The sequence below is a fragment of the Mycolicibacterium sp. MU0053 genome (assembly GCF_963378095.1).
In the GTDB taxonomy this organism is placed as follows: Bacteria; Actinomycetota; Actinomycetes; order Mycobacteriales; family Mycobacteriaceae; genus Mycobacterium; species Mycobacterium burgundiense.
Map to the genome: position 1 here is coordinate 418,220 of NZ_OY726397.1, position 22,457 is coordinate 440,676.

The following is a 22,457-nucleotide window of genomic DNA, read 5'->3' on the forward strand; positions in this document are numbered from 1 at the left end:
TTCTGAAACGTCGATCGCGTCCGTGTCATTCTGTGGGCGTGCTGTTTCCACGCCCCGCGCGAGTATCCCTCGGCGTCTCGACCGCTGTGCTGACCGCGATGGCGATGGCCGGATGCGCGGCCGACCGGGCCGCGCCGGCCGCCGAACCGGCGCCGGTCGAGTCGGCGGAAGTGTCCGCGGCGCCGGTCGAGTCCGTCGAGTCGGGGGAGATGTTCGTCGTCTATGAGGACGCCGACTCCGCCGAGGCGGTGCAGGGCCGTGCGTTGCTCACGACGGCGAACCTGCTCGAGGCCCTGGCCGACGATGTCAACGACATGCTGCTGTTGCCCGTGGATGTGCCGGTGACCGGGCAGCAGTGCGACGAGGCCAATGCGTTCTGGAGCCCGAGCGAGCAGGCGATGACGATCTGCTACGAAGACGCCGAGTTGAGCAACCGCATCTTCGAAGCGGCCGGCGACGAGGATCCCGTCGGGTCCACGCTCGGTGCCGAGCGCGCCACGTTCTACCACGAACTCGGTCACGCGGTGATCGATCTCTACGACCTGCCGTTCACCGGGCGGGAGGAGGACGTCGCCGACCAACTCGCGGCGGTGTTGCTGCTGCAGCCCGACGATGACGGGCAGGTCGACCCGGAGAACATCCGTGCGGCGCAGGCCTACGCCAGGATGTTCCAGGGGTACAGCGAGCAGGACGGCGGCGGCGCCGAGAACTTCCCGTTCTGGGATGTCCATGAGTACGACCTGGCGCGGATGTACAACTTCCAGTGCTGGATCTATGGCTCAGACCCCGAGGGCAACGCCCACATGGTCGATCAGGAGCTGGTGCCCGAGGATCGTGCCGACTCCTGCGAAGGCGAGTTCGACCGGATGTCGCGGGCCTGGTACGAGATGCTGGAACCACACCTGCGCGACGAGTAGCGAGCGACTAGACACACCCCATCGCACACACGTCGGCGGGTATTTGATGTTCGTTGTCGATCGTGGCGGGCGGCTGCTGCTGCGTCAGGTCGAGGTCGCCCTCGAGCTCGGGCATCATCGGCACCATGCTGCACACAAATCCCAGCGGACCCTCGCACGGTGGTCCGTTTGGATCTGCGGCCGCGGGGGAACTGAGGAAAAGAGCGCCCGCTGCAGCGACGGTCCCGAGGATGGCCCACTTGCCGGCGGTACGCATGAGGTTGACGATACTCAATCGCCAATCCAACCCCTGCTGGACTCCGGTAATAACATCCGTGTGATTCATCCCCACTGTGGATAACTCCTGTGGATAACTTCGGTTGGGTTCGGTCCCGGACTTGCGGAGACAACGCCTAGCGCTGGCATCCGTAGCTAGCGTCGGCCACTACAGCCACATGAGCATCATCTGTTTCTAGCGGGTTGGTGATACTCGTTGCGCGGCGTCATCAAACGGTGACGAGAACGAAGCACCAGCACTGGTTGGGCTCAGCTGTGCTGGGCGACGAAGTCGATCACGGCGGCTGTGGCCTCCCGGTGGTCCGTGTCGTTGAGGACGTCGTGGCGCGCGCCCGCGAATTCGCGATACTGCAGTGCGTCGATCTGCTCGGCGTAGGCGCGCACCGCTCCCGGTGCGGCGATGGGGTCAGCACTGCCGTGGACGGCCAGCGTCGGCACCGTCAGGCCCGGCAAGTCCGCGCCCATCCGATCCCAGGCGGCGTCGAGTTCTCTGGCGAGGGCCGAACTGTCGGCGTCGGCTGAGCTGGGGTCGAGGCCCCGACAAGGCGGACGTCATCATTGCTTGACGCCCCGCGACCGAAACAGGGTCCGGAGACGGTACAAGTGTGGCGGCAGTGACTGCAGCTCAGCGCAGCCACTCGCCGATCCGGCCCACCGCCTCGTCGATATCGGAGGTCGGACCGGCGAACGACAACCGCACGTAGGTACCACCGCGTACGGGATCGAAATCGATGCCCGGAGCAATCGCCACGCCGGTATCAGCCAGCAGCTTCTCGCAGAAACCCAGGGAATCCGTGGTGAACTCCGAGACGTCGGCGTACACGTAGAAGGCCCCGTCGGTGGGCGCCAGCCGGTCCAGGCCGATCGCTCGCAGCCCATCCAGCAGCCGGGTGCGGTTGGCGCTGTAGTGCACAAGATGGCCCTCGGACTCCGCGACCGACTCCGGGGTGAACGCCGCGACGGCCGCAACCTGGGACAGCACCGGCGGGCAGATGGTGAAGTTCCCGGTCAGTCGGTCCACCGCCCGCTGCAGCGACTCGGGCACCAGCAGCCAGCCCAGCCGCCAGCCGGTCATCGCGTAGTACTTCGAAAAGCTGTTGGCCACCACGGCATTTCGAGACGTGCTCCAGGCGCAGCTGGTTGCCGGGGCGCCCGGGTACACCAGGCCGTGGTAGACCTCGTCGCTGATCAGCCGTACCCCGGTCTCGTCGCACCAGGCAGCGATCGCGGCCAGTTCGGCCGGCGGGATCACCGTCCCGGTCGGGTTGGCCGGGCTGGCGACGACGACCCCGGACAGCGGCGCCTCGGCATGGGCCGCGGCCACCATCGCAACGGTCGGCTGGAAGCGGGTGTCGGGGCCGCACGCGATGTCGACCACCTCGCAGCCCAGCGCCGACAGGATGTTGCGGTAGCAGGGATAACCGGGGCTGCTGACCAGCACCCGGTCGCCGACGTCGAAGCAGGCCAGGAAGGCGAGCAGGAAGCCGCCGGAGGATCCCGTCGTGATCACCACGTCCGCGGGGTCCACGGCAATGCCGTGGGCGCTGTCGTAGGAGCGGGCGATCGCCTCGCGCAATTCGGGAATGCCCAGGGCCACGGTGTAGCCGAGCTGGTTGGCCGCCAGTGCGGCGGCCGCGGCGGCGCGCACCGGCTCGGGTGCCCCGGCGCTGGGCTGGCCAGCCGACAGGTTGACCAGGTCGCCGTGGCTGCGCTGCCGCTCGGCTGCCGCCAGCCAGACGTCCATGACGTAGAACGGCGGGATGCCCGCTCGCAACGCGGTCTTCACGGTTACGAGGTTACGTGGGCGGCCAAGGCCTCGGATTCCAGGCTGCGCAGGTACTCGATCGGCTGCCCGAGCAACTGCGCGCAGGCGTGGGCGCGTTTGAAATACAGCTGGATGTCATGCTCCCAGGTGATGGCGATCCCACCGTGCATCTGGACGGCCTCGGCGGCGACGTCGACGAAGGCCTCGGTGGCGGCGATGTGCGCCAGCGCCGCGGTGGTCGACGACGGATTGGCGACGGCCTCGTCGACGACCGCGCCGGCGGTCTGCACCTTGACGTAGAGGTCGGCCATGCGGTGCTTGAGGGCCTGGAAGCTGCCGATCGGCCGACCGAACTGCACCCGTTCCTTGGTGTACTCGACGGTCAGCTCCAAACAGCGCGCTGCCGCCCCCACCGATTCGGCGGCAAGCAGGATCGCGGCGGTGTCGGCCAGCCCCGGATCGACGCCCAACGGTTCGGTCCTGGTCGGCTGCACCCGGGCCAACCGGCGCGTCAGGTCCATCGTGGGGTGCGCGGTGGCGGTGAATTCGGTCCACCGGCTCAACCCGTCCGCGCCCAGCCCCACGACGACGTCGGCGACGTCGCCGTGCAGCACATAGTCGGGGTCCAACGCGACCGCGCCGACCAGCGCACCGGCGGCCAGTTGTTCGAGTGTCTCGGTATCCGGCTGGTCGGCGGCCAGCAGCGCCAGTTCGGTCAGCGTGGTGCCCAGCAGCGGCGACGGCACCAGGGCGCGGCCCAGTTCGGTGATGACCGCCGCGGCGTCGGCCAGTTCACCGCCGGCGCCGCCGAACTCCTCGGGCACCACCAGGGCCGCGACACCGACCTGTTCGCACAGCAGCGTCCACAGCTTCCGGTCGAAGCCGGCCTCCGCTGCCATGGCGGTTCGAACCTGTTCGGGCCCGGCGTGTTTGGCGACCAGGTCGCGCACCGTCTGGACCAGCAGCGTGCGTTCCTCGTTGGTTGTACTCACAGCGCCTCCAGTACGCGTCGGCGATGATACGCGGGATCTCCCCAGGCCGAGCGCAGCGCCTGCGCGCGGAGCAGCAGCAGACCCAGGTCGTGCTCCTGAGTGAATCCGATGGCGCCGTGGGTCTGCAGCGCCGAGCGCGCCGCCAGCAGCCCGGCCTCGGCGGCGGCGGCCTTGGCCGCGCTGACATCGCGGGCGGTGTCCAGGCTCCGGTCGCCGAGCGACAACGCCGCGCCGTACACCAGCGGGCGGGCCAACTCCAGGGCGATGTGCACGTCGGCAAGCTTGTGCTTGATGGCCTGATACGAACCGATCACGCGGCCGAACTGGGTGCGCTGCTTGGCGTATTCGACCGAGGCGTCGAGCATGGCCTGCCCCGCGCCGATCAGTTGGGCGGCCGTGATCAACGCCCCGAACTGCGATGCGCGTTCGAGGTCGGCGTCCCATCCGGGGCCGGATGCCGTGACATCGAACAGCTTTCGGCTGGGATCGACGGACTCGTGGCCGGTGCCGACACTGCCGTCGCGGACCTGGCCGTCGACCACCAGGGTCAGTCCGGCGAAATCGGCATTGACCGCGCGGGGTTGCAGCGGGGCGCTGACGGTGGCGATCAGCCCGCCGGCGGCCAACGCGGCACTGCGCTCGGCGCCGTCTGGGCCGGCGGCCAGCAGCACCGGCGCCACGGCCACCGATTCGGCGACGGGCCCGGGCACACACCAGTAGCCCAGCCGCTCACCGGCGACGACCATGTCCACCGGGTGCGCGCCGATGCCGTCGTGCTCCTCGGCCACGTTGAGCGCGGTGACGCCGAGGTCCGCCAGCGTGGACCAGACCTTGCGGCCGGGGGCCGTGTCCCCGGTGGACCAGGCCCGCACCGCGGCCGGCAGGTCGGCCGCGCCCAACGCCGCGTCGATGCTCGCCGCGAAATCGCGCTGCTGATCGTCCAGATCGAACTTCACTTCTTTGCCTCCCGGGGCAGACCCAGCAGCCGCTCGGCGATGATGTTGCGTTGGATCTCGTTGGTTCCGGCGTAGATGGGGCCGCCCAGGGCGAACAGGTAGCCGTCGGTCCAGTTGTCGGCCAACTCGCCGTCGGCGCCGCGCAGATCCAGTGCGATTTGGTGCAGGTCGACGTCGAGCTCCGACCAGAACACCTTGGTCACCGAGGATTCCGCGCCCAGCTCACCGCCGGCGGCAACCCGGGTCACGGTGCCGAAGGTTTGCAGCCGGTAGGCCTGCGCCTTGATCCAGGCATCGGCCACCCGGCTGCCGAACTCGTCCCGAATGCCGGCGTCGGGCTGGGACTTCCACAGCTGCACCAGCCGGTCGGCGGCCGCGGTGAAGCGCGCCGGGCTGCGCAGCGACATGCCGCGCTCGTTGCTCGACGTGCTCATCGCGGCCCGCCAGCCCTCGTGCGGTGCGCCGATGACGTCCTGGTCCGGGACGAAGACGTCGTCGAGGAAGATCTCGCCGAATCCGGTGTCCCCGCCGAGCTGGGCGATGGGCCGCACCGTGACGCCGTCGGCCTTCAGATCGAACATGAAATAGGTCAGGCCGTGATGGCGCTGCGCCTCCGGGTCGGACCGGAACAGCCCGAAGGCCTTCTCGCCGAAGGGTGCGCGGGAGCTCCAGATCTTCTGGCCGTTCAGCTTCCAGCCGCCATCGGTCTTGGTCGCGGTGGAGCGCAACGAGGCCAGGTCGCTGCCCGATTCGGGCTCCGACCAGGCCTGCGCCCAGATCTCCTCGCCGCTGGCCATTTTCGGAAGAATGCGCTCGAGTTGTTCCTCGGTGCCGTGCGCGAACAGGGTCGGCGCCAGCATCGAGATGCCATTGGCGCTGGCGCGCCCCGGCGCGCCGGCGTGGAAGTACTCCTCCTCGTAGACCACCCATTCCAGCAGCGAGGCGTCGCGGCCGCCGTAGCGTTGCGGCCAGGTGATCACCGACAAGCCGGCGTCGTAGAGAATCTTGTCCCAGCGGCGGTGCTGTTCGAATCCTGCTGCGGTGTCGTAGGACTCGGTGGGGAAGTCGGCGCGATGAGCCGCCAGGAAATCCCGGACCTCGACGCGAAACGCCGCGGTCTCCTCGGTGAACTGAAGATCCATCAGACCCTTTCCCTCAGCTGCGGTTTGACCACCTTGCCGCCGGGGTTGCGCGGCAGGGAGGCAAGGAATTCCACGGATCGGGGCACCTTGAAGTTGGCCAGCTGGGCACGGGTGTAGTCGAGCACCGCCCGCTCGTCGAGGTCGGCGTCCGGCAGCGCGACGACAAAGGCCTTGCCGACTTCGCCCAGGCGCTCGTCGGGGACGCCGATCACGGCGGCCTCGGCCACGCCGGGCAGGCGCGCCAGCACCTGTTCGATCTCGGCCGGGTAGACATTGAAACCGCCGCAGATGTACATGTCCTTGAGACGGTCGGTGATGCGCAGATTGCCCGCGGCGTCAACGGTTCCGATGTCGCCGGTGTGCAACCAGCCGTCGGCGTCGATGGCGCCCGCGGTGGCCTCCGGATCGTCCAGATAACCCAGCATGACATTCGGTCCGCGCAGCAGCACCTCGGCCGCACCGCCCGGCTCCGGGTCGCCGTCGATGCGCAGTTCGAACCCGGCGATGGGCCGACCGCACGTGGTGGCGACGGTGACCGCGTCGTCGGTCGCCCGGCACATCGTGCCGAAGCCGCTGGCTTCGGTCAAACCATAGGCGGTGAGCACGATGTCGATGTCGAGTTCGGACTGCATCCGCTCGATCAGCACCACGGGCACGACCGCCGCGCCGGTCACCGCGAACCGCAGCGACGACAGGTCGTACTGGTCGCGGTTGGGGTGATCGAGCAGGGTCTGGTAGATGGTGGGCGGTCCGGGCAGCACCGTGGCGCGGTGGTCACGCACCGCACGCATGGTCTGTTCGGGATCGAAGGTCAGCTGCGGGATCAGGGTGGCGCCGGTCTGCAGGCAGGCCAGGATCCCGGCCTTGTAGCCGAAGTTGTGGAAGAACGGGTTGATGCACAGGTAGCGATCGGTGGACGCGACCTGACCGCAGGCCGCCCATGCGGCCGGGCCGGCCAGCGACTGCCGGTGCGCGCACAACACACCCTTGCTGCGGCCGGTGGTGCCGGAGGTGAACAGGATGTCGGAGACATCGTCGGGGCTGACGGCGCCGGCACGGGCGTCGGCGGCCTCGACGCGAGTCGGATCGGCGCCGCGCGCCATGAACTCATCCCAGGTGCCGTCGTCGGCGTCGACCGGGACCCGGACGATGTGCCGCAGCGCGGGCAATGCGGAGCGGTCCAGTTCGGCGACCCGGTCGGTGCCCAGGAATTCGCCCATCGCGATCAGGACCGGCGCCTCGGTGCGCGCCAGGATGTCGGCGGCCTCACCGGCGGTGTAGCGGGTGTTCAGTGGGACCACGACGGCACCGGCCCAGTGCGTGGCCAGGCACGCCACCACCCAGTGCCAGGTGTTCGGTGACCAGAGCGCCACCCGGTCGCCGGCGCCGACGCCGAGGTCGATGAACGCCGCGGCGGCGCGGCGGACCTCATGACGCAATTCGGCATAGGTCAGCGTCAGATCCTCGGTGACGACGGCGGGGTGATCGGGCAGCGCGCGCGCAATGCGGTCCAGCACCGCGGGCGTGGTCTGCGTAGGGCCGGACCCCGGTTCGCCACGTCCCTGCCCGCCGGGTGTCGACATCGTGCTCCTCTGGGATTCATGCCAGGCTCCGCGCCGCGTGATCGCGCTGCGCTCATCGACGACCGGTCACCAAAGCAAGTGCTTGGTAGGTTAGCCTACAGGGATGGAGGAGGTCCAGAAGTTCAGGGCGGAGGTCCGTGAGTGGCTGGCCGACAACCTCGTCGGCGAATTTGCAGCACTCAAAGGCCTCGGTGGCCCCGGCCGTGAGCACGAGGCATTCGAAGAGCGACGAGCCTGGAACCAGCACCTGGCGCAGGCGGGCCTGACCTGCCTGGGCTGGCCCACCGAGCACGGTGGCCGGGGCCTGTCGGTGGCGCATCGGGTCGCGTTCTACGAGGAGTACGCGCGTGCGGACGCCCCGGACAAGGTCAATCACTTCGGCGAGGAACTGTTGGGGCCGACGCTGATCGCGTTCGGCACCCCCGAGCAGCAGCAGCGCTTCCTGCCGCGGATTCTCGACGTCACCGAACTGTGGTGCCAGGGCTACTCCGAACCCGGTGCCGGCAGCGACCTGGCCAACGTGGCGACGACCGCGGTCCGCGACGGGGACCAATGGGTGATCAACGGTCAGAAGGTCTGGACGTCGCTGGCGCATTGGGCCCAATGGTGTTTCGTGGTCGCCCGCACCGAGAAGGGCTCCAAACGCCACGCCGGCCTGTCCTACCTGCTGGTCCCGCTGGACCAACCCGGCGTGCAGATCCGCCCGATCGTCCAGTTGACCGGCGACTCCGAGTTCAACGAGGTGTTCTTCGACGACGCCCGCACCGATGCGTCGCTGGTGGTCGGCGAGCCCGGCGACGGTTGGCGGGTCGCGATGGGCACGCTGACCTTCGAGCGCGGCGTCTCGACGCTGGGGCAGCAGATCCGCTACGCCCGCGAGCTTTCCGGAATTGTGGCGCTGGCCCAGCGCAACGGCACCATCGACGACCCGCTGATCCGGGAGCGGCTCACCCGGGCGTGGGCGGGGCTGCGCGCGATGCGGTCCTACGCACTGGCCACCATGGACGTGGAACGCCCCGGGCAAGACAACGTGTCGAAACTGTTGTGGGCCAACTGGCATCGCGGTCTGGGCGAGCTGGCCATGGATGTGGCGGGCAAGTCCGGGCTGGTGCTCGAGGACCCGCCGGCCGGCGGGTCACCGGACTTCGACGAGTGGCAGCGGCTCTACCTGTTCTCCCGTTCCGACACCATCTACGGTGGCTCGAACGAAATCCAGCGCAACATCATCGCCGAGCGAGTGCTCGGCCTGCCCCGGGAGGTGAAGGGCTGACGCCCGAACCGATGAGTCTTTCCGAAGCCCCGAAAGAGATTGCCGGACACGGACTTCTGACCGGAAAGGTGGTGGTCGTCACGGCCGCGGCCGGCACCGGGATCGGGTCCGCCACCGCCCGGCGCGCGCTGCTCGAGGGCGCCGACGTAATGGTCTCCGATCACCACGAGCGTCGGCTCGGCGAAACCCGCGACCAATTGGCCGCCCTGGGGTTGGGGCGGGTGGAAAGCGTGGTCTGCGACGTCACCTCGACCGCTCAGGTGGACGCCCTGATCGCCTCCACCACGGCCCGGCTGGGCCGGGTCGACGTGGTGGTCAACAACGCCGGGCTGGGTGGCGAGACCCCCGTCATCGACATGGACGACGAGGAATGGGACCGAGTCCTCAACGTCACCCTCACCTCGGTGATGAGATCGACCCGCGCCGCGCTGCGCTATTTCCGCGAGGCCGGCCACGGCGGCGTCATCGTCAACAACGCCAGCGTATTGGGTTGGCGGGCGCAGCATTCCCAGTCCCACTACGCGGCGGCAAAGGCGGGCGTGATGGCCCTGACCCGGTGCAGCGCCATCGAGGCCGTCGAGTACGGCGTGCGGATCAACGCGGTCTCGCCGAGCATCGCCCGGCACAAGTTCCTCGAGAAAACCAGCTCGGCCGATCTGCTGGACCGGTTGTCCAGCGATGAGGCGTTCGGACGCGCGGCCGAGCCGTGGGAGGTCGCGGCCACGATTGCGTTCCTCGCCAGCGAGTACTCGAGCTACCTCACCGGTGAAGTGATCTCGGTGTCCAGCCAGCGCGCCTGACTGTCGGAGGTTTCGACGCGTCCTTCCCGGGTAGACGGCTTTGCAAGCCGAAGTGGAAGGAACTGCGATGCGAGCCGTGACCTGGCAGGGCAGACGTGACGTTCGGGTCGACACCGTGCCCGACCCCAAGATCGAGGAACCCACCGACGCGATCATCGAGGTCACCTCGACGAATCTGTGCGGATCCGATCTGCATCTCTACGAGGTGCTCGGGGCGTTCATGAATCCGGGCGACGTCCTCGGGCACGAGCCGATGGGCATCGTCCGCGAGGTCGGCGGCGCGGTGACCAACCTGGCGCCCGGGGATCGGGTGGTCATTCCCTTCCAGATCTCCTGCGGTCACTGTCATATGTGTGACCACCAGCTCTACACCCAGTGCGAGACGACCCAGGTCCGCGAGCACGGGATGGGCGCGGCACTGTTCGGCTACTCGGAGCTCTACGGCAGCGTCCCGGGCGGGCAGGCCGAGTATCTGCGGGTGCCGCAGGCGCAGTTCACCCACATCAAGGTGCCGGACGGACCGCCCGATTCGCGATTCGTCTACCTGTCGGATGTGCTGCCCACGGCCTGGCAGTCGGTGGCCTACGCGGACATTCCCGATGGCGGTTCGGTGACCGTGCTGGGCCTCGGCCCGATCGGAGACATGGCGGCGCGCATCGCCCACCACCTCGGCTATCGGGTGATCGGCGTGGATCGCGTCCCCGAACGGTTGGGCCGGCTATCGGTCCGCGGCATCGAGACCCTGGACCTGAACTCCCTCGACGGATCCGTCGGCGACGCGGTGCGGGAGTTGACCGGCGGCCGCGGCACCGACGCGGTGATCGACGCGGTGGGGATGGAAGCCCACGGCTCGCCGATCGCCCAGGCCGCCCAGCAACTCACGAGCCTGCTGCCGGATGCGTTGGCCCGGCCGATGTTGCAGAAGGCCGGGGTCGACCGGCTGGACGCGCTGTACTCGGCCATCGACACCGTGCGCCGCGGCGGCACCATCTCGCTCATCGGCGTGTACGGCGGGATGGCCGATCCGATGCCCATGCTGACGCTGTTCGACAAGCAGGTCACGCTGCGGATGGGGCAGGCGAATGTGAAGCGCTGGGTCGACGACCTCATGCCGCTGCTCACCGACGACGACCCGCTCGGCGTGGACAGCTTCGCCACCCACGTGCTGCCGCTGGAGGAGGCGCCGCACGCGTACAAGATCTTCCAGAAGAAGCAGGACGGTGCGGTCAAGGTCGTGTTTCAGCCGTAGGGCCGGTCCGCAGCGGGTGGCCCCCTCCGGTGTTGCGAAGGGGGCCACGCGGGCTGCGGTCAGCCGTCGCTGCCCGAATCGCCGCCCGAGTCAGCGTCCGAGCTCTTCGTGGAGTCGCTCGCCGACCCGCCGGAGGTGGCGCCGGCCGAGGCGCGGCCGGCGCCATCGGGGGTGTCGGAGTCGCCGCTCGTGGATTTGTCGGATCGACCGCTCAGCCCCTTGAGCGATTTCTTGATGTCACTGCGAACGCCCTTGAGGCCCTTGCTGACCTCATCCGTCGCGCTCTTCAGCGACGCGCGCAGCTGTTGGGCGGGCTTGGCCGAGGTGGTGCCGGCCTCGCTCAGCTCGGCCTTGTCGTCGGCGTCTGGTTCGACCGCGTCGAGGGCGCTGGATCCCTCGATCAAGGCTGGTGGAGCCGCGTCAACCGCAGCGTCGACCTCGACGACGGTCGCCGCCGATGAGCTGTCAGACGGGGTAAGAGCCAGTGCGGTATCCACCCGCGGGGTGAGATCCAACGTGACCGTCTTAGCGACCGTCGTGTCGGGTGCCGCTTCGAGGGCTGGCGACACCGTGCCGAAGCCAGGCAGGTTTGGCAGGCTGCCCAGCAGGTCATGGCGATCGGTACCGGGAGTCTTGATCGCGTCTGCGATGCCCGCCAATGCGGACAGCATCGTCGCGACGGCGCCGCCGGGCATCCAGCCCTGCGCCGGCGTCAGCAGGCCGGCGGACAGTGAGCCATATACCTCGTATCCGTTGAGCAAGGCGCCGGTGAGGATTGCGGGTGCGTCGACCACGGTGTTGACGAACTCCGCAACATCAGCGGTTGCCGCGGCGGCGACCAGGGCCTCCAGGGTGTGCCCGCTGGCCGCGGCCACCGCGACCAACGGGGATATCACCCCGTTCACGATCAGCGCCGGCAGGCTGACCGGCAGTTGCTTGATCAGCTCTGCCGTATTCGCGAAGGGCTGTGCGATAGCGGGCCAGGCCTGGGACACGCCGTCGATGAGCGGCAGCCCGAGCAACAGGAAGCTCGACGCCACGCCAATAAAACCTGCTTCGTATTGTCCCGCCGCGATCAGGGCGATGGCCTCCTGCAGCGCCGCTGGAAAGCTCGTCCACCCTTCTGGCGCCAACGCGGCCTTGAACCCGTCCGCGGTCGCTTTCGCAGCACCGGCCAAGATATCGGCACTGTGCAGCTGGTTCGCGATGATCTGGGTGAGGATCGGTGCCGGGTCCGCCAGCCACGATTCGCCCAACGCCCCGATGTTCCCGGCCGCCGCGCCGAGCACCTCGCCCCATAGCTGCAGCGGGTTGGTGACCGCCGAGAGCTCGACCGAAGCGGAGGACGCCTGGAGTGCCGGAAGCTGCACCTCTGTGGTTGACGCGGTGATGGAACTCATCGCAATCGCGCCGGCGCCGACCAGTGCCACACCGGCGGTCAAATGGGAACGAACAGAAACTTGCATGGAATCTCCTTACGGGGGGTGTAAATAGGCCGGAGCGAAAGTTACTCGGGAGTAGGTTCCTTGTTCGCAAATTCCCCGAACTTGCTCAGGTTCGGGGATCGACGCCGACGTCGCCGCAAATTGCGGGCGTGGCCCTGAAAGGTGCTGGTAGAAGGCTTGGCTAGGTTGAGGCGATAGAAGGGCGGGCTGCTTCGCGCGCGCACATTCACGGCTCTAGCAAAGCTGAAAAATTTCTAGCATGGTGTTGCTGGACGGCGCCCGCGGCGATAAGTCGAGTTGTGTTACCAGCGTTAAGGCGGGCTCGCGGCCGTCGGATCGGTTAGCCAGCTCACACGCCAGTCGGGAGCATCTGGCGCACGGTAGCGGGTCCGGGCCGAGCCGGGCTTGCCGCCCGACCGGTCCACAGCTGCCGGGGTGTGCCGGCGCCATTCTGTGCGCCAGCAATGAGATGGCACGATGAGCCACTTTTCAGGATGCAACTCGCGGTGTCACTTTCGCCGCCTGCTGGTCGGGCGGCGGCTTCGCAGCGTCTGAAGGCTGACGGCTCGGGTAGGTTTGGGGACGATCAAGAACGACTGACCTGGTCGGGCGGGCATGTAGCGGTTTGTACCGTCCTGGCCACCAGAGTTCGCCATTGTCTTGGAGAGGACTGTTCGGTGACGAAGTTGACCCTGTGGATCGGTGGCCTGTTGGTCGCCACCGGCGTCATTGCCTACATCGCTTCCGCAGCGGCCAGCGTCACGGCGCTGATTCCGGCGTTCGTGGGAATCCTGCTGGTGGTCGCGGGCCTGATCGCGCGCAACCCCAACGCGCACCGGCACGCCATCCACGCCGCGCTGGTGATCGCGCTGGTCGGTGCGCTGGGATCGTTGATGAATGTCGCCAAGATCGGCGACCTGTTCGCCGGCACCGCCGAACGCCCAGCCGCGATCATCGTCAGCGCGATCATGCTCGTGCTGCTTCTCGTCTACGTCGTCGCCGGCGTGCGGTCGTTCATCGCAGCCCGGCGCGCGCGGGACGCCGGGGCCGACGCCGCCGCCTGAGTCGCCTGATCCCACCCCTTTCCTGCGCGAGCGTGCGTGCCCCCGGCCGACACGCCGCACTTTTACCCGGTTCCCCGCACGCTCGCCGGCGGCGTCGCCGCATCGCCCGGTACAACCGAGCAAGCGCTTGGTTGTAGGATGGCCCCATGGGGTCCGATCCGCCCGGCCAACCCGCAAGCCGGCGCGATGAACTGCTCGCGCTCGCCGCGACGATGATGGCGGAGCGCGGTCTGCGTGCCACGACGGTCCGCGATATCGCTGATGCCGCGGGCATCCTCTCGGGCAGCCTTTATCACCACTTTGCCTCCAAGGAGCAGATGGTAGACGAGGTGCTGCGCACCTTCCTGGACTGGCTGTTCACCCGCTACCAGGAGATCATCGACACCGAGCCGAACCCGCTCGAGCGGCTCAAGGGCCTGTTCATGACCTCGTTCGAGGCCATCGAACACCGCCACGCGCAGGTGGTGATCTATCAGGACGAGGCCAAGCGGTTGTCGTCGCAGCCGCGGTTCGCCTATGTCGACGAGCGCAACCGTGAGCAGCGCAAGATGTGGATCGATGTGCTGCACCAGGGTGTGAGCCAGGGCTGTTTCCGTCCGGATCTCGATGTCGACCTGGTGTACCGGTTCATTCGCGACACCACCTGGGTTTCGGTGCGCTGGTATCAGCCCGGCGGCGAGCTGACCGCCGAACAGGTCGGCGCGCAGTACTTGGCCATCGTGCTCGGCGGAATCACTGTCGATCCCAATAACCCTGCAAGCCAAAAGAATTCAAAGGAGAACTGATATGGCGGCCAACGAAGCCTACGTCATCGATGCCGTGCGCACCGCGGTCGGAAAGCGCGGCGGTGCCCTGGCCGGCGTGCACCCGGTGGACCTGGGCGCGCTGGCCTGGCGCGGTCTGCTCGATCGGGTCGATGTCGATCCGGCCGCCGTGGACGACGTGATCGCCGGCTGTGTGGACGCCATCGGTGGCCAGGCGGGCAACATCGCGCGGCTGTCCTGGCTGGCGGCGGGCTACCCCGAAGAGGTGCCCGGAGTCACCGTCGACCGTCAGTGCGGTTCCAGTCAGCAGGCCATTTCCTTTGGCGCCCAGGCGATCATGTCCGGCACCGCCGACCTGATCGTGGCCGGTGGCATGCAGAACATGAGCCAGATCCCGATCAGCTCGGCGATGATCGTCGGCGAGCAGTTCGGTTTCACGTCACCCACCAACGAATCCAAGTCCTGGCTGCACCGCTACGGCGACCAGGAGATCTCGCAGTTCCGCGGCTCCGAGATGATCGCCGAGAAGTGGGAGCTGTCCCGCGAGGAGATGGAGGAATTCTCGTTGAACAGCCACGAGAAGGCGTTCGCCGCGATCCGTGGCGGCAACTTCGACAACGAGGTGCTCACCGTGGACACCGAAAGCGGCCCGTTCCGTGTCGACGAGGGGCCGCGCGAATCCACGCTGGAGAAGCTGGCCGGACTCAAGACGCTCGTCGAGGGCGGCCGCCTGACCGCGGCGATGGCGAGCCAGATCTCTGACGGAGCCAGCGCGGTGCTGCTGGCCTCGGAAGGCGCAGTGAAGGCGCACAACCTCAAGCCCCGCGCGCGGATCCACCACATCAGCACCCGCGGCGCCGACCCGGTGCTCATGCTCACCGGGCCCATCCCAGCGACGCGTTATGCCCTGGAGAAGACCGGACTTTCGATCGACGACATCGACACGATCGAGATCAACGAGGCGTTCGCGCCCGTGGTGATGGCCTGGCTCAAGGAGACCAAGGCCGACCCGGCGAAGGTCAACCCCAACGGCGGCGCGATCGCGCTGGGCCACCCGCTCGGGGCCACCGGCGCCAAGCTGTTCGCCACCATGCTCAACACCCTGGAGCGCACCGGCGGTCGCTACGGATTGCAGACGATGTGCGAGGGCGGCGGTACCGCCAACGTCACCATCATCGAGCGCCTCTGACCGTCCGGCCCAAACTCACCTTTGGGCCACTTGGTGCGAGCAGGTTCCGGCATTTCGCCAATCTCGGCGAAAGCTAGGAATGGTCGTGCAGCACGACCCCGCGGATGTTGCGGCCGGCCCGCATGTCCTCGTAGCCCTCGTTGACCTCGGCCAGCTTGTATTCGTGGGTGACGGTCTCGTCGAGCAGCAGCTGACCCTCGCGGTACAGGTTGAGCAGCCGCGGGATGTCGGCACGCGGATTCGCCTCGCCGTAGAGACTGCCCAGCAGCCGCTTTTGGAACAGCGTGAACATCATCATCGACAGTGTCGGGGAGGTGTCGGCCATCGTCGAAAGGGCGGTCATCACCACCGCGCCGCCCTTGCGGATGATGTTGGCCGCCTCCTCGACCTGGGCGCCTTCCAGCAGGCCCATGGTGAGAATCGCCGAATCGGCCATCACCCCTCGGGTCAGCTCCGCGACCGCCGCGGTGGCCTCGGCCATCGACGCGAAAAAGTGGGTGGCGCCGAACTGTAAGGCCTGTGCGCGCTTGGCCTCGACGGGTTCGACGACGACGATCTTCTCGGCGCCCGCGAGGCGGGCGCCCTGGACTGCGCCGCTGCCGATGCCGCCGAATCCGATGACGACGACGGTGTCCCCGGGCCGGACATCGGCGGTGTTGACCGCCGATCCCCAACCGGTGGTGACCCCGCAGCCGAGCAGGCACGCCCGGGACAGCGGGATGTCGTCGTCGATCTTGACGATCGAGGCCTCGGGCACGGTGCCGTACTGCGAAAAGGTCCCGACCAGCGCCATCACCCCGATGTCCTGCCCCCGGGCGTGCCGGCGGTAGGTGCCGTCGAGTTGGGTTCCGGCCATGATCATCGCGCCGAGGTCGCACAGATTCTGGTGGCCCGTCGAACAGAATCGGCACCGGCCGCAGGCGGGCAGAAACGAGGCCACCACGTGGTCGCCGGGGCTGAGATTGGTGACGCCGGGCCCCACCTCGCGCACGACGCCCGCGCCCTCGTGGCCGCCGATCAGCGGTAGCGGCGCGGGCAGATCGCCGGTGCGAATGTGTTCATCGGAGTGGCACAATCCGGTGGCCTCCCAGGACACCAGCACCTCGCCGTCCTTAGGCGGATCGAGGTCGATTTCCTCGACGGTCCAGTCACCGCCGTACTCCCAGAGAATTGCCGCGTTGGTTTTCATGGTGCCTCCTGAGAGCCGAGTTCCCGATGGCCTGAGTCTAGGAAGCCGGCCGAGGGTTGCAGCGGTTTCGGCGGGATCAGTGCAGCGCCAACACCAACCCGGCCATCGCGATGAGCCAACTGGCGAAACTGCCCACCAGAAAGTACTCGGTCACCTCGTCGATGCCGGCGCCCTCGTTGGCGTCTTTACGTTGTGCGTTGAGTTCCGGGAAACGGATGATGCCCTTCGCGGCGACCACTGCGGAGGCCGCCCCGATCTGTCCACCCACTCCCAGTCCGACGATCAGTAGCCGCTCCATGGGACCGAGGAGTCGACCGCCCTTGAGCCGGTCCGACGGCTGCGGCTGACCGGCCGGGCGGACCGCGCCGACGGCACCCAGTATCAACCGCACCAACTGGTTTGCAGTCACCAGTTGCAGCAGTACGACCGCGAAGATCAGCAGGGCCCGGGTGGGTTCGATGTCGCCGAGGTCGATCCAACGCAGCCAGCGGGCGATCACGCCGGCGACCGGGGACGTCCACCCGGCCAGCGCGATCAACACCGCCGCGGTGGCGCCGAACACCGTCAGCGCCCGGCCCTCGCGGGTGCCGGTGCGCTCGGCCGCCGACCCGAGCCGTACCCAGGCCACCGAGGCCACCGCGGCGATGGTCAGCAGGACGATGTCGCCGAGGCGCCACAGTCCCGCGAGCAGGGCCGCGACGAGGACGACGAGCGGACCGGTCGCCAACGGCAGCCACCGGTGGGTCGTGAGCTTGCGGCAGATGTCCGCGAGCCCGACGGCGGTGAGGAACACCGCGAGCGCGCTCACCGGACCTGCCGAAGTTCCCGGGCGGCCGCGGCGATCAGGTCCAGGCCGTCGCGGCGGGCGCGCTGCGACACCGCCGAGGCACTGATCCGCTCCGCCATCGCCAACTCCTTCTTCGACTGCCCGGCGCGCAGTCCTCGCAGGATGCGCAGCGCTCGTTCGTCCAGCGATCCAAGCAAATGGTCCCGACACATCAGCGCGGCGTTGACCGCATTCGGATCGGCGCCGGTGGGGGTGGCGTTGCGAAAGGCCGTCCGCAACCGGGCGAACCCCGATTGCTCCTGTTCGGCGGCAACCCACTCGATGGCCTCGCGGGCGGCCCACCAGCCGGGCCCGTCCTGGATGCCGGACTGCGGGTCCAGTTTGGTGACGGCACCCCACCCGATGCCGAACCGGATGTCGATCTCGGGTGTCAGGGTCAGCCGCAGCGAGAATGCCGCGTCGATGGCCAGGCCGACGGTCGGGAAGGTGCCCTGGAACTCGTCGCCGACGGTGAGCGCGGGCGCGTCGGTCGCGGTGTGGGCCAGCGTCGCCAACCCGGCGGCGAGGCGTCGGTGCAGGTCGCGGCGGTCGGGGAAGTCCCGCGAGCCCACCACGTCACCGATCAGGGTGGCGGCCAGCGATGAAGCTGATCCCTTCGCATCCGGCATATGAAGATAATAGCTTCATTTCAGCCGAATGAAGCATATAGGTTCAGTCGACGATCAGGTTCGAGGTCGATCGGAGTTGTGCCACCGCCTGGGCCACGATCGAATCGATCAGTTCGGCGCACGACGGCAGGTCCTCCAGGATCCCCGCCACCTGCCCCGACGCCAGCACCCCGGCTTCGGTGTTGCCCTCCACCAGGCCGGCCTTGAGCAGCATCGGCGTGTTGGCCGCCATCACCACCTGCGACCACGTCAGATCTTTGCCGCGCCGCATGGCCAGACCGTCCTTGACGATCGACCGCCAGGTCATGCCCGTCATCTTCTTGAACTTCTGGGCGTTTCCGACCGCCGCGGTGAAGCCTCGCACCGGCGAACCGCTCTCGAGCTTTTCCACCAAACCGGTGCGCAACACGCGGTGCGGCATACCGTCGACGCGGGTGGAGACCACGGTGCCGTCCAGGCCGGCCTGCAGATAGCGCTGCTTGACCTCATCGGGGACGGTCGAATCCGCGGTGAGCAGGAACCGGGTGCCCATCGCAACACCGGCAGCACCATAGGACAGCGCGGCCGCCAGGCCCCGGCCGTCGAAGAAGCCGCCCGCCGCGATCACCGGCATCCCGGTGTCGGCGACGGCGTCGAGCACCGACGGCAGCAGCAGCGTGGTGGCGATCGGACCGGTGTGCCCACCGCCCTCGCCGCCCTGCACGATCACGGCGTCGGCGCCCCACGCCGCGACCTTCTTGGCGTGCTTGGCCAACCCCACCGACGGGATCACCACGACGCCGGCATCCTTGAGCTTCGCGATCAGATCCGGCTTTGGGGCCAGGGCAAAGGAGGCGACCTTGACGCCTTCCCGGATGAGCAGGTCGACGCGCTCGCCCGCGTCCCCGGCGTCGGCGCGCATGTTGATGCCGAAGGGCTTGTCGGTGGCGGCCTTGACCTTGTCGACGGCGGTCTGCAACTCCGCCAGCGTCATCGTCGCCGATGCCAGGATGCCGAGACCGCCCGCGTTGGAGGTGGCCGCCACGAGCCGGGCGCCGGCCACCCATCCCATCCCGGTCTGGACGACGGGATGTTTGATGCCGACGAGTTCGGTCAGGGGAGTTTTCAAGAAGGTCACTCGCTGTGTCCTCGGCTCTTCGCGCAAGCGCTCATCGCACTTCCTTGTCCCGCAGTGACTTCGGGTCGAGCACCTCGCGCAGCAGCTCGAGTTCCTCGACCTCCGGCATCCGGGTGACCTCGGCCGTGTCGAGGCCGTGCACGTCGAAAGCGGTGTTGTCGGCGACTTGATCGGCCTCCACCCCGGGATGCAGCGACAGCGCCCGCATGGTGCGGTCGGGGCCGCCGAAATCGAACACGCCGAGGTTGCTCACCACGCGGTAGATGTTGGCGAACCGGTACGCCGGATTGTCGGAATCGACCTTGTCCCAGCCGATCCCGGAGACGATATCCACCGAATCGGTGAAAACCCGCGTCGTATGGTTGCCCACCCAGTAGCTGGTCGCGTGGTTGATGCTGTTGCCGGGTGCGCCGCGCACGCCGAACATCTGCCGGGTGGGGTGCTGGATCGGACCGAACGCCGACAGGTTCTGGTTGCCGAACCGGTCGATCTGGTTGGCGCCCATCACCACATGGCGTCGCCCCCAGGACAGCGTCTCGAAGACCCGCCCGAACGGCATCCAGCCCTCGACCTCCACCGGGGCTCCGATGGCCGGCGTGTTCGCGATCAGCCGGGCCTCACCGTCGGTCAACAGGATGTCCGGCGAGAAGGTCAACCGGGCCAACCGCGCACCGATCGAGGCAAGCGTTGTCATTGGACTGACCATGATCTCGCCCGCGTCGCGGAACAAGTCGGCGCAGGCCACCGCGCAGACATCAGCGCGACTCACGGTAATCATTTCTTCCCCTCCTTGGCGGCCGCAGTGAACTTCTCGACCGCGGCCTGGTAGTCGGCTTCGCTGCCCGACAGGTACGTCGTGACGAACTGTTGCCACGTCTCTTCGGAACCGGCCGCCTCGGCGTAGTGCCGCTGGAACCTCTCGTCGCGGCGGTAATCCGGCTCGGCGGTGGTGAAGTGGGCGCCGCCGGGCGCCTCTACGACGGCATCCACCATCATTCGATTCACCAGGAGGGCCTGGGGTGGAACGGCTTTCACCAGCTCCTCGGTGGAAACCACCTGCTCCACCGAGAGCAGGCGGCGTTCGGCGGACATCAGGAACAGATCGTCGAAGTACGGGTCGATCCCGGTGTAGGCGGCGTTGCCCTGCGCGTCGCCGAGGTTGAGGTGCACGAATGCGACGTCGAGGTTCAACGCCGGCATGGCCAGCAGCTCCTCGTGACCGGCAGCGGCGCCGGAACCGGTGGGGTAGGGCGAGCGCACGGTCTTGAGCTCGTCGCCCCAGAAGCGGCGCACATCGCTGCCGAGCCCGGCCCGAATGGGCAGGAAGGGCAGGCGTTGTGCGGCGGCCTGCAGCCCGCAGCGCAGCATGCCCTCGTCCATCTCGCGGGCTTCGATCGCACCGGAGGTACGGGCCTTGGCGAACCACGGGTCATAGAACGGCGGTGAGTCCAGGGACACGAACCCGTAATAGGCCCGCTTGACCTTGCCGGCCGAGCAGAGCAGGCCGAGATCGGGACCGCCGTAGGTGACCACGGTCAGATCGGTGATGTCGGTGCGCAGCAGGGCGCGCACGAACGCCATCGGCTTCCGTCGCGATCCCCAGCCGCCGATGCCGATGGTCATGCCGCTCTCGACGGACGCGACGGCGTCATCGAGAGTTGTTGTCTTGTCTGTCATTTCGTCCCCTTGTCGGTGCCGGCGAAGGCGTCGCGGTGCTCATCGGACACGCCGGCCAGGTTCAGTTCGAACGTAAAGCCCTGCTCCATGCGGTACCTGGCGTTGACCGGTTGCACGTCGATGAAGTTCAGGGCCTCCTTGGCGGCCCGGATCACCCGGGTGTCCTTGGCGGCGATGTCGCGGGCCACCCGCAGCGCGGCCTCGTCGAGGTCGGCACGTGGCACCACCTCGTGCACCGAACCGAAGTGGTGCAGCGTGGCCGCGTCGACGGTGGCGGCGGTGAAGAACAGTCGGCGCATCATGTGTTGCGGCACCAGACGGGACAGATGGGTGGCCGCGCCGAGGGCGCCGCGTTCGACCTCGGGCAGCCCGAACGTCGCATCGTCGGAGGCGACGATCACATCGGAGTTGCCCACCAGGCCGATCCCGCCGCCGACGCAGAAGCCGTTGACCGCCGCCACCACCGGAACGGCACATTCATAGACCGCCCGGAATGCCTCGTAGCAGCCACGATTCGCATCGATCAGGGCGGTGAAACCCTCGGTGCGCTGCATCTCCTTGATGTCCACGCCGGCGTTGAAGCCGCGGCCCTCGGCGCGCAGGATCACCACGTGGGTGCTGCGATCGCGACCCGCGGCGGTGATCGCGTCGGCGAGTTCGAACCAGCCCGCCGAGGGGATTGCGTTGACCGGTGGATAGTCAACGGTGACCGAGACGATGCCCGGTTCCAGAGTCTTGGATGTGATCGTCATTGCGCGTCTCCCTTGGCCCGTCGAACGGGGCCGGTTACCTAAGCAAGCACTTGCTTGGTACGCTAGCACAGTGACCGATGAGGCTGACAAGAATCCCATCCGGCTGGGCCTGGCCGGTCGAGTCGTGCTGGTCACCGGCGGCGTACGCGGAGTCGGTGCCGGTATCAGCGCCGTCTTCGCCGAGCAGGGCGCCACGGTGATCACGTGCGCGCGCCGACCGGTCGACGGGCTGCCCTATGAGTTCCACTCCTGTGACGTCCGCGACGACGAGTCGGTGGCCGCGCTCATCGCCGCCATCGTGGAACGGCACGGACGCCTCGACGTGGTGGTCAACAACGCGGGCGGCTCGCCCTACGTGCCGGCCGCCGAGGCCTCGGCGAAGTTCAGCACCAAGATCGTCGAGCTGAACCTGCTTGGCCCCCTGTCGGTTTCGCAACACGCCAATGCCGTCATGCAAACCCAGGACGGTGGCGGTTCGATCATCAACATCGGCAGCGTGAGCGGACGGCGGCCGACGCCGGGCACCGCCGCCTACGGCGCCGCGAAGGCCGGGATGGAGAGCATCACCAGCACACTGGCCGTCGAATGGGCGCCGAAGGTGCGGGTCAACTCCGTGGTGGTCGGCATGGTCGAGACCGAACAGGCCGACCTGTTTTACGGTGACGCCGACTCGATCGCCGCCATCTCGGCAAACGTGCCGTTGCGCCGGCTGGCTCAACCCTCCGATATCGGTTGGGCGGCAGCCTTTTTGGCATCGGAGGCCGCGTCCTACATCAGTGGCGCGTCGTTGGAGGTGCACGGCGGGGGCGAACCGCCGCACTACCTGGCCACCACCACCGCGATCAAGTAACCGCA

21 protein-coding genes and 1 pseudogene are annotated in these 22,457 nt (G+C 68.0%); 8 read left to right on the plus strand and 14 right to left on the minus strand.

What is annotated here, in order from left to right; all coding sequences use genetic code 11:
* Positions 1-98: 98 nt before the first annotated feature.
* Positions 99-917, plus strand: a complete 819-nt coding sequence (locus RCP80_RS01990) for a DUF4344 domain-containing metallopeptidase (RefSeq protein ID WP_373693501.1) — start codon at positions 99-101, stop codon at positions 915-917.
* Positions 918-1,442: 525 nt separating this feature from the next.
* Here RCP80_RS01990 and RCP80_RS01995 read toward each other — a convergent pair.
* From RCP80_RS01995 to fadD3, 6 genes and pseudogenes are all read right to left on the minus strand, one after another.
* Positions 1,443-1,682: pseudogene (locus RCP80_RS01995) on the minus strand (alpha/beta hydrolase); the annotation flags it as partial.
* 136 nt (positions 1,683-1,818) lie between these two features.
* Complete coding sequence (locus RCP80_RS02000) at positions 1,819-2,937, minus strand: pyridoxal phosphate-dependent aminotransferase (protein ID WP_308482665.1); 1,119 nt, start codon at positions 2,935-2,937, stop codon at positions 1,819-1,821.
* Between the two features lie 44 nt (positions 2,938-2,981).
* On the minus strand, positions 2,982-3,950 hold the full coding sequence (gene ipdE2, locus RCP80_RS02005) for an acyl-CoA dehydrogenase IpdE2 (RefSeq protein ID WP_308480750.1): 969 nt from the start codon (positions 3,948-3,950) through the stop codon (positions 2,982-2,984).
* Positions 3,947-4,906, minus strand: coding sequence for an acyl-CoA dehydrogenase family protein (locus tag RCP80_RS02010; RefSeq protein ID WP_308480751.1), 960 nt, complete (start codon positions 4,904-4,906; stop codon positions 3,947-3,949). Before RCP80_RS02010 ends, ipdE2 begins: the two co-directional genes overlap by 4 nt.
* Positions 4,903-6,048, minus strand: a complete 1,146-nt coding sequence (locus RCP80_RS02015) for an acyl-CoA dehydrogenase family protein (RefSeq protein ID WP_308480752.1) — start codon at positions 6,046-6,048, stop codon at positions 4,903-4,905. The genes RCP80_RS02010 and RCP80_RS02015 overlap by 4 nt, the downstream gene beginning before the upstream one ends.
* On the minus strand, positions 6,048-7,631 hold the full coding sequence (gene fadD3 / locus RCP80_RS02020; RefSeq protein WP_308480753.1) for a 3-((3aS,4S,7aS)-7a-methyl-1,5-dioxo-octahydro-1H-inden-4-yl)propanoate--CoA ligase FadD3: 1,584 nt from the start codon (positions 7,629-7,631) through the stop codon (positions 6,048-6,050). The genes RCP80_RS02015 and fadD3 overlap by 1 nt, the downstream gene beginning before the upstream one ends.
* Before the next feature lie 103 nt (positions 7,632-7,734).
* On the opposite strand from fadD3, the gene ipdE1 reads away from it, so the two are divergent.
* The 3 genes from ipdE1 (at position 7,735) to RCP80_RS02035 (ending at position 10,950) form a co-directional block, all read left to right on the plus strand.
* Complete coding sequence (ipdE1, locus tag RCP80_RS02025) at positions 7,735-8,901, plus strand: acyl-CoA dehydrogenase IpdE1 (RefSeq protein WP_308480754.1); 1,167 nt, start codon at positions 7,735-7,737, stop codon at positions 8,899-8,901.
* Between the two features lie 11 nt (positions 8,902-8,912).
* A complete protein-coding gene (gene ipdF / locus RCP80_RS02030; RefSeq protein WP_308480755.1) occupies positions 8,913-9,701 on the plus strand; it encodes a (5R,7aS)-5-hydroxy-7a-methyl-1-oxo-2,3,5,6,7,7a-hexahydro-1H-indene-carboxyl-CoA reductase in 789 nt (262 codons plus the stop codon).
* A 67-nt stretch (positions 9,702-9,768) separates the two neighbouring features.
* A complete protein-coding gene (locus tag RCP80_RS02035; protein ID WP_308480756.1) occupies positions 9,769-10,950 on the plus strand; it encodes a zinc-dependent alcohol dehydrogenase in 1,182 nt (393 codons plus the stop codon).
* A gap of 59 nt (positions 10,951-11,009) precedes the next feature.
* Here RCP80_RS02035 and RCP80_RS02040 read toward each other — a convergent pair whose 3' ends face one another.
* A complete protein-coding gene (locus tag RCP80_RS02040) occupies positions 11,010-12,380 on the minus strand; it encodes a hypothetical protein (RefSeq protein ID WP_308480757.1) in 1,371 nt (456 codons plus the stop codon).
* A 692-nt stretch (positions 12,381-13,072) separates the two neighbouring features.
* On the opposite strand from RCP80_RS02040, the gene RCP80_RS02045 reads away from it, so the two are divergent.
* The 3 genes from RCP80_RS02045 to fadA6 all read left to right on the plus strand — a co-directional run bounded on the left by RCP80_RS02045 (position 13,073) and on the right by fadA6 (position 15,412).
* Positions 13,073-13,459, plus strand: a complete 387-nt coding sequence (locus RCP80_RS02045) for a hypothetical protein (RefSeq protein ID WP_308480758.1) — start codon at positions 13,073-13,075, stop codon at positions 13,457-13,459.
* 146 nt (positions 13,460-13,605) lie between these two features.
* On the plus strand, positions 13,606-14,244 hold the full coding sequence (gene kstR2 / locus RCP80_RS02050; protein WP_308480759.1) for a TetR family transcriptional regulator KstR2: 639 nt from the start codon (positions 13,606-13,608) through the stop codon (positions 14,242-14,244).
* Between the two features lies 1 nt (position 14,245).
* The gene (gene fadA6, locus RCP80_RS02055) at positions 14,246-15,412 is read left to right on the plus strand and encodes a steroid 3-ketoacyl-CoA thiolase FadA6 (protein ID WP_308480760.1); all 1,167 of its coding nucleotides are present in this window, start codon (positions 14,246-14,248) and stop codon (positions 15,410-15,412) included.
* A gap of 73 nt (positions 15,413-15,485) precedes the next feature.
* Here the strand turns inward: fadA6 and RCP80_RS02060 are convergent, their stop codons facing one another.
* From RCP80_RS02060 to echA20, 7 genes are all read right to left on the minus strand, one after another.
* Complete coding sequence (locus RCP80_RS02060; RefSeq protein WP_308480761.1) at positions 15,486-16,601, minus strand: NDMA-dependent alcohol dehydrogenase; 1,116 nt, start codon at positions 16,599-16,601, stop codon at positions 15,486-15,488.
* A 76-nt stretch (positions 16,602-16,677) separates the two neighbouring features.
* On the minus strand, positions 16,678-17,409 hold the full coding sequence (locus tag RCP80_RS02065; RefSeq protein ID WP_308480762.1) for a hypothetical protein: 732 nt from the start codon (positions 17,407-17,409) through the stop codon (positions 16,678-16,680).
* Complete coding sequence (locus RCP80_RS02070; RefSeq protein ID WP_308480763.1) at positions 17,406-18,056, minus strand: SatD family protein; 651 nt, start codon at positions 18,054-18,056, stop codon at positions 17,406-17,408. Before RCP80_RS02070 ends, RCP80_RS02065 begins: the two co-directional genes overlap by 4 nt.
* A 43-nt stretch (positions 18,057-18,099) precedes the next feature.
* On the minus strand, positions 18,100-19,173 hold the full coding sequence (gene ipdC, locus RCP80_RS02075) for a (3aS,4S,5R,7aS)-5-hydroxy-7a-methyl-1-oxo-octahydro-1H-indene-4-carboxyl-CoA dehydrogenase (protein ID WP_308480764.1): 1,074 nt from the start codon (positions 19,171-19,173) through the stop codon (positions 18,100-18,102).
* A gap of 31 nt (positions 19,174-19,204) precedes the next feature.
* Positions 19,205-19,951 carry a cholesterol ring-cleaving hydrolase subunit IpdB gene (gene ipdB, locus RCP80_RS02080; RefSeq protein WP_308480765.1) on the minus strand — a complete coding sequence of 249 codons (747 nt, stop codon included), beginning with the start codon at positions 19,949-19,951 and terminating at the stop codon, positions 19,205-19,207.
* Complete coding sequence (gene ipdA, locus RCP80_RS02085) at positions 19,948-20,850, minus strand: cholesterol ring-cleaving hydrolase subunit IpdA (RefSeq protein ID WP_308480766.1); 903 nt, start codon at positions 20,848-20,850, stop codon at positions 19,948-19,950. The genes ipdB and ipdA overlap by 4 nt, the downstream gene beginning before the upstream one ends.
* The gene (gene echA20 / locus RCP80_RS02090) at positions 20,847-21,602 is read right to left on the minus strand and encodes a (7aS)-7a-methyl-1,5-dioxo-2,3,5,6,7,7a-hexahydro-1H-indene-carboxyl-CoA hydrolase (protein ID WP_308480767.1); all 756 of its coding nucleotides are present in this window, start codon (positions 21,600-21,602) and stop codon (positions 20,847-20,849) included. The genes ipdA and echA20 overlap by 4 nt, the downstream gene beginning before the upstream one ends.
* 70 nt (positions 21,603-21,672) lie before the next feature.
* Here echA20 and RCP80_RS02095 point away from each other — a divergent pair, with 70 nt between their 5' ends.
* Positions 21,673-22,452 carry an SDR family oxidoreductase gene (locus tag RCP80_RS02095; protein ID WP_308480768.1) on the plus strand — a complete coding sequence of 260 codons (780 nt, stop codon included), beginning with the start codon at positions 21,673-21,675 and terminating at the stop codon, positions 22,450-22,452.
* Positions 22,453-22,457 lie beyond the last annotated feature (5 nt).

What these genes read in the sequence shown, in the direction of transcription:
- RCP80_RS02035 (WP_308480756.1), top strand. Translation starts at nt 9,769, where the DNA reads ATGCGAGCCGTGACCTGGCAGGGCAGACGTGACGTTCGGGTCGACACC.
- RCP80_RS02070 (WP_308480763.1), bottom strand. Translation starts at nt 18,056, where the DNA reads ATGCCGGATGCGAAGGGATCAGCTTCATCGCTGGCCGCCACCCTGATC.
- fadD3 (WP_308480753.1), bottom strand. Translation starts at nt 7,631, where the DNA reads ATGTCGACACCCGGCGGGCAGGGACGTGGCGAACCGGGGTCCGGCCCT.
- RCP80_RS01990 (WP_373693501.1), top strand. Translation starts at nt 99, where the DNA reads ATGGCGATGGCCGGATGCGCGGCCGACCGGGCCGCGCCGGCCGCCGAA.
- ipdF (WP_308480755.1), top strand. Translation starts at nt 8,913, where the DNA reads ATGAGTCTTTCCGAAGCCCCGAAAGAGATTGCCGGACACGGACTTCTG.
- RCP80_RS02015 (WP_308480752.1), bottom strand. Translation starts at nt 6,048, where the DNA reads ATGGATCTTCAGTTCACCGAGGAGACCGCGGCGTTTCGCGTCGAGGTC.
- RCP80_RS02000 (WP_308482665.1), bottom strand. Translation starts at nt 2,937, where the DNA reads ATGGACGTCTGGCTGGCGGCAGCCGAGCGGCAGCGCAGCCACGGCGAC.
- ipdE1 (WP_308480754.1), top strand. Translation starts at nt 7,735, where the DNA reads ATGGAGGAGGTCCAGAAGTTCAGGGCGGAGGTCCGTGAGTGGCTGGCC.
- ipdA (WP_308480766.1), bottom strand. Translation starts at nt 20,850, where the DNA reads ATGACAGACAAGACAACAACTCTCGATGACGCCGTCGCGTCCGTCGAG.
- kstR2 (WP_308480759.1), top strand. Translation starts at nt 13,606, where the DNA reads ATGGGGTCCGATCCGCCCGGCCAACCCGCAAGCCGGCGCGATGAACTG.
- ipdB (WP_308480765.1), bottom strand. Translation starts at nt 19,951, where the DNA reads ATGATTACCGTGAGTCGCGCTGATGTCTGCGCGGTGGCCTGCGCCGAC.
- fadA6 (WP_308480760.1), top strand. Translation starts at nt 14,246, where the DNA reads ATGGCGGCCAACGAAGCCTACGTCATCGATGCCGTGCGCACCGCGGTC.
- echA20 (WP_308480767.1), bottom strand. Translation starts at nt 21,602, where the DNA reads ATGACGATCACATCCAAGACTCTGGAACCGGGCATCGTCTCGGTCACC.
- RCP80_RS02060 (WP_308480761.1), bottom strand. Translation starts at nt 16,601, where the DNA reads ATGAAAACCAACGCGGCAATTCTCTGGGAGTACGGCGGTGACTGGACC.